Origin of the sequence: Flavobacterium sp. (assembly GCF_044368995.1) — a bacterium.
Lineage (GTDB): Bacteria > Bacteroidota > Bacteroidia > Flavobacteriales > Flavobacteriaceae > Flavobacterium.
In genome coordinates, this window is the sequence record NZ_JBIPMS010000139.1 from 1 (window position 1) to 4193 (window position 4193).

A 4193-nucleotide genomic window follows, 5' to 3' on the forward strand; every position below is an offset into this window, starting at 1 on the left:
CCAATTCCTGATGAACCACCAGTGATAAGTATTACTTTTCTCATTAAAACTAATTGATTTTGTTTGGTAAAATTAAATAAAAAAAAGTGCATACAAAAGTTTGTATGCACTTAAAAAAGTTACTCAAAAAAGTAAATTATTTTTTTTCAGTTTTTTTGGAATCGCATGATGCCTCTTTTTTGTTTGATTCTCCACAACATTTTTTTCCATTTACAGAACATGATTTTTCTGTTTTTACTTTCTTCTTTTGTTTTGGTTCTTGAGCATTTGTGGTAGTTGTAAATAAAAACACTACTGACATTGCTAAAAATAAATTTTTCATTTGTTTAAATTTTAATTGTTATTATTATTTGTTGTTAATTGATAATTATTTTTTTAGTACAATAAAATTTATTGTCTAAAATAAATGTAATAAACTGAATTTTATCTGAAGTATTTACTAAATTAAAAGTCATATTGTTTTCGCCTTCGTGCATGCCATCAATTTCTCCATCATCTAGTAATTGACCATTTACATTTGTAACAAAATAATCTAAAGTTGCTAAATAAGGTAAATGAAACAGAATGGAAACAGAATTATCATTTGTAGGGTTTGGAGATACTGTAAATGAAAAATCATTTTTACCATCAACACTACTCTGACCCAAAGTTGCGTTTTTAATTAATTTTACTTCATATATTGTTGCGCCAGCACTTGTTGTATTGGTTTGATTATTTGTAAACGGATTTTGAGTTGGACTATCTATTCCACCAAAAATATGTCCAATAACAAATTCATTAGCTACAATATCATTTAATTTGATAACTTCGTTTAAATAATGTGGTAACGCTTTATTTGGAATAAATTCAGCTCCAGCTCCTTTAAAATTTGGCATCTCTATATCTAATTTATATTCAGACAAATCACCATTTGCAGCACGCGTTGTTCTACTAATGGTTTTTACAAAAGGTACATTATCATCTTGTACTAAAGTAGAACCGTTATAATAATACCTGCTTATACCGCCAAAAAATAAATTATGCATTTTATTATCGGTACTATCATACAACCCAACTTTTGCACTATGATAATTACTCAAATACTGATTAAATTGTGTTTGAGGAAAATATCCGTTAGATTTTATATCTACAGGATACAAAAATGGTAAATTAGCATTTATTTGAAAAACACCAGATGAAATTGTGTAGCCTTCTTCTCCATTTGGAAATACTTGAGGTACTAAATTATAATCGCGTCGATGTAAATGAACTGCATCTTCCAAAAACGAATAATTGGAAAAACTTAATTGCAAACCTGAATTATCAATATTAAATTTTTGTATTTTATTTATATAAGTTTGTGTAAAAGTAGGATTATTCATTGGATTGTATCTTCCTGTAAATATTTGACCTCCTACTAAATAAAATTCAGTTCCGATTTTTCCCAACTCTCCTCCAGTATTTTGAAATATAGGATTGGCTATTTGTTTAAAATTTGAAGTTATTGGTGTGCCGTTAATAATTGAATCAATTAAATTGGGTACATTAATACTTGTTAATTTATCAAAAGTTACGTGATCATCTAAAGAGGTTGAATAGGCATAACCACCTATTACATATAAAGAATTTCCATCTTGATAAAAGTTAAAATTTGTAGCTTGCAATTGCTCTTTTAAACCTGTTGCCAAAGTTTCCAATGAAACGGACCAAGTCTGTTGTGTAGCAATATCTACTACAAAAATCAAATTGTTATTCTGAGAATTAGGGAATGCATTAAAAGGTTGTCTGGCATGAAGCCCATCTTTTCTTCCACCAATAATTAACCACTTTCCGTTATGTTGCGCAAAAGCATACGAATGCAATCCTGGTAAAGTAGAAATTGTAATTGGAGTTATTTGTACATTATAATCAAATGTATTTTGTGCCATACTTTCTTTACATAAAAGAAAGACTAATAAAATTATATATTTTTTCATTTATAAATACTATTAAGTTATTCTGCTAATATCTAAAAACAGATAAAGCAGTAAAATAATTAAACTGAGATATTTATGAAATGATTTTTGGAGGTTGCCAAATAGTATTTTGATACTTAGATATAAGATTTTTATGATAAAAAATCTTTTCTTTTTTGAAAGTAATTACAAAATTTTGAGGTGTAGTTGTATATATTTTAGTTGTAATATAACTTACTGGAGTAAAATTTAAACTCATAATAATCTTACCATTTTCGCAACCATCATTATTTTCAAAATTACTTTTGTCACAAGAAGATTGACAACCTTCACTAAATTGTATTTTTACTACTCGTACAGATGGTAGCACCATCAATACGAACAAATAGGAACAAAAAAGTACGGTTATCATTCTCATGTAATTACAATATTTTGCTGGCACACATAAAATCAGTTTTAGGAAGACTAGTTGTAGTAATAGCATTAAATCCACCTTCAATTTCTGAAAAATTTCTATATCCACGCGCTTGTAATATAGAAGCTGCAATCATACTGCGGTAGCCACCAGCACAATGCATAAAAAAGTGTTCGTTTGGATTGATGTCTCTCAACCAATCATTAATATAAGCTAAAGGTTTACTGTAAGCGTCTTCAATATGTTCGGCTTCGTATTCACTTTCTTTTCTTATATCTACTACTTTACTTTCGCCGATTTTTACTTCTCCTTCAAATTGTGCTGCAGTAATTCTATGTACTGTATCCACATCAAATCCAGCAGATTTCCATGCTTCAAAACCACCTTTTAAATGTCCTAATACCGCATCAAATCCAACACGAGATAATCGTGTAACTGTTTCTTCTTCTTTTCCAATATCCGTAACTAAAACTATGGGTTGATTTACATTGGCAATTAAAGCACCTACCCAAGGCGCAAAATCACCACTTATTCCAATATTTATGGATTGAGGCACAAATCCTTTTGAAAAATCAGACGCATTTCTAGTATCTAAAATTAATGCACCCGAATCATCTACAAGTTGTTCAAAATCGTAAGCATCAATAGCTTTCATTCCCGTATTTAAAATAGATGCAAAAGAAGGAATTCCTTTTTTATTCATAGCCACATTCATACCAAAATAAGCTGGCGGAGGCAATAAACCATCGGTAACTTCTTTTATAAATTCTGCTTCGGTCATATTGGCACGTAGCGCGTAATTTTGTAGTTTTTGTTCGCCAATTGTTGAAACCGTTTCTTTGCTCATATTTTTTCCACAAGCTGAACCCGCACCGTGCGCTGGGTAAACAACTACATCATCTGCCAAAGTCATGACTTTATCTCGTAAAGAATGAAATAAAATTCCTGCTAATTGCTCTTGTGTCATGGATGCTGCTTTTTGAGCCAAATCTGGTCGGCCAACATCGCCAATAAATAACGTATCACCAGAAAACAATGCGGTATCTTTTCCGTTCTCATCTATTAATAAATAACACGTACTTTCCATAGTATGACCAGGAGTGTGTAGCACTTTAATTTTAATATTTCCAACTTCAAAAACTGCTTCATCAACTGCGGAGATAATTTCAAATTCTGGTTTTGCAGTAGGTCCGTATACAATTTTCGCACCAGTTTGTGCACTCAAATCTAAATGACCAGACACAAAATCGGCATGAAAATGCGTTTCAAAAATATACTTTAGTTTTACATTATCAGCTGTTAATCTGTCTATATATGGTGCCGTTTCACGTAACGGATCAATTATAGCTGCTTCTCCATTTGAAATAATGTAATAAGCACCTTGTGCCAAACAACCTGTATAAATTTGTTCTATTTTCATGTGTGTACTATTTTTTTTAATAGAAATTGAAATCAATTTTTCATTTAAATACGATACAAATTTAATTGTATTTTTTAAATAAAATTGTGATAATTATCATAAGATTCTTTTTAATCGAAAAATTCATCGTCACTATGAAAAAATGCGGTTAACCAAATAATTCTTGATAAACGCATAATCCAAGGTTGTAATAGAATTAAAAAGAAAATATTAACTGGCAACCACCAAAAAATTTCTTTATTCTGAAGTGTATAACCGGTTACATAGACCCAAATTGCAAAAGTAATTAACGAAAAGCCAACTGTTAAACCATAACTTACATAACCTGTTCCTTGAAAAAAACCAGGCTCTAATTCTGTTCTCTGACCACAAATACTGCATCTTTCAACCATTTTATTTCCGTTTGGAAAACTATACCATTTAT

General features: G+C 30.2%; 5 protein-coding genes. All 5 read right to left on the reverse strand.

Features of this window, described 5'->3' with window-relative positions:
- Positions 1-136 precede the first annotated feature (136 nt).
- On the reverse strand, positions 137-322 hold the full coding sequence (locus tag ACIQ2I_RS08335) for a hypothetical protein (protein WP_396181958.1): 186 nt from the start codon (positions 320-322) through the stop codon (positions 137-139).
- Between the two features lie 34 nt (positions 323-356).
- Positions 357-1955, reverse strand: a complete 1599-nt coding sequence (locus ACIQ2I_RS08340) for a hypothetical protein (RefSeq protein ID WP_396181959.1) — start codon at positions 1953-1955, stop codon at positions 357-359.
- Positions 1956-2028: 73 nt separating this feature from the next.
- On the reverse strand, positions 2029-2346 hold the full coding sequence (locus tag ACIQ2I_RS08345) for a hypothetical protein (protein ID WP_396181960.1): 318 nt from the start codon (positions 2344-2346) through the stop codon (positions 2029-2031).
- A 10-nt stretch (positions 2347-2356) separates the two neighbouring features.
- On the reverse strand, positions 2357-3769 hold the full coding sequence (locus ACIQ2I_RS08350; protein ID WP_396181961.1) for a rhodanese-like domain-containing protein: 1413 nt from the start codon (positions 3767-3769) through the stop codon (positions 2357-2359).
- A gap of 110 nt (positions 3770-3879) precedes the next feature.
- Positions 3880-4193, reverse strand: a 314-nt coding sequence (locus tag ACIQ2I_RS08355) for a DUF983 domain-containing protein (protein WP_396181962.1), incomplete at its 5' end; no start/stop codon positions are given.

What these genes read in the sequence shown, in the direction of transcription:
- ACIQ2I_RS08340 (WP_396181959.1), bottom strand. Translation starts at nt 1,955, where the DNA reads ATGAAAAAATATATAATTTTATTAGTCTTTCTTTTATGTAAAGAAAGT.
- ACIQ2I_RS08350 (WP_396181961.1), bottom strand. Translation starts at nt 3,769, where the DNA reads ATGAAAATAGAACAAATTTATACAGGTTGTTTGGCACAAGGTGCTTAT.
- ACIQ2I_RS08345 (WP_396181960.1), bottom strand. Translation starts at nt 2,346, where the DNA reads ATGATAACCGTACTTTTTTGTTCCTATTTGTTCGTATTGATGGTGCTA.
- ACIQ2I_RS08335 (WP_396181958.1), bottom strand. Translation starts at nt 322, where the DNA reads ATGAAAAATTTATTTTTAGCAATGTCAGTAGTGTTTTTATTTACAACT.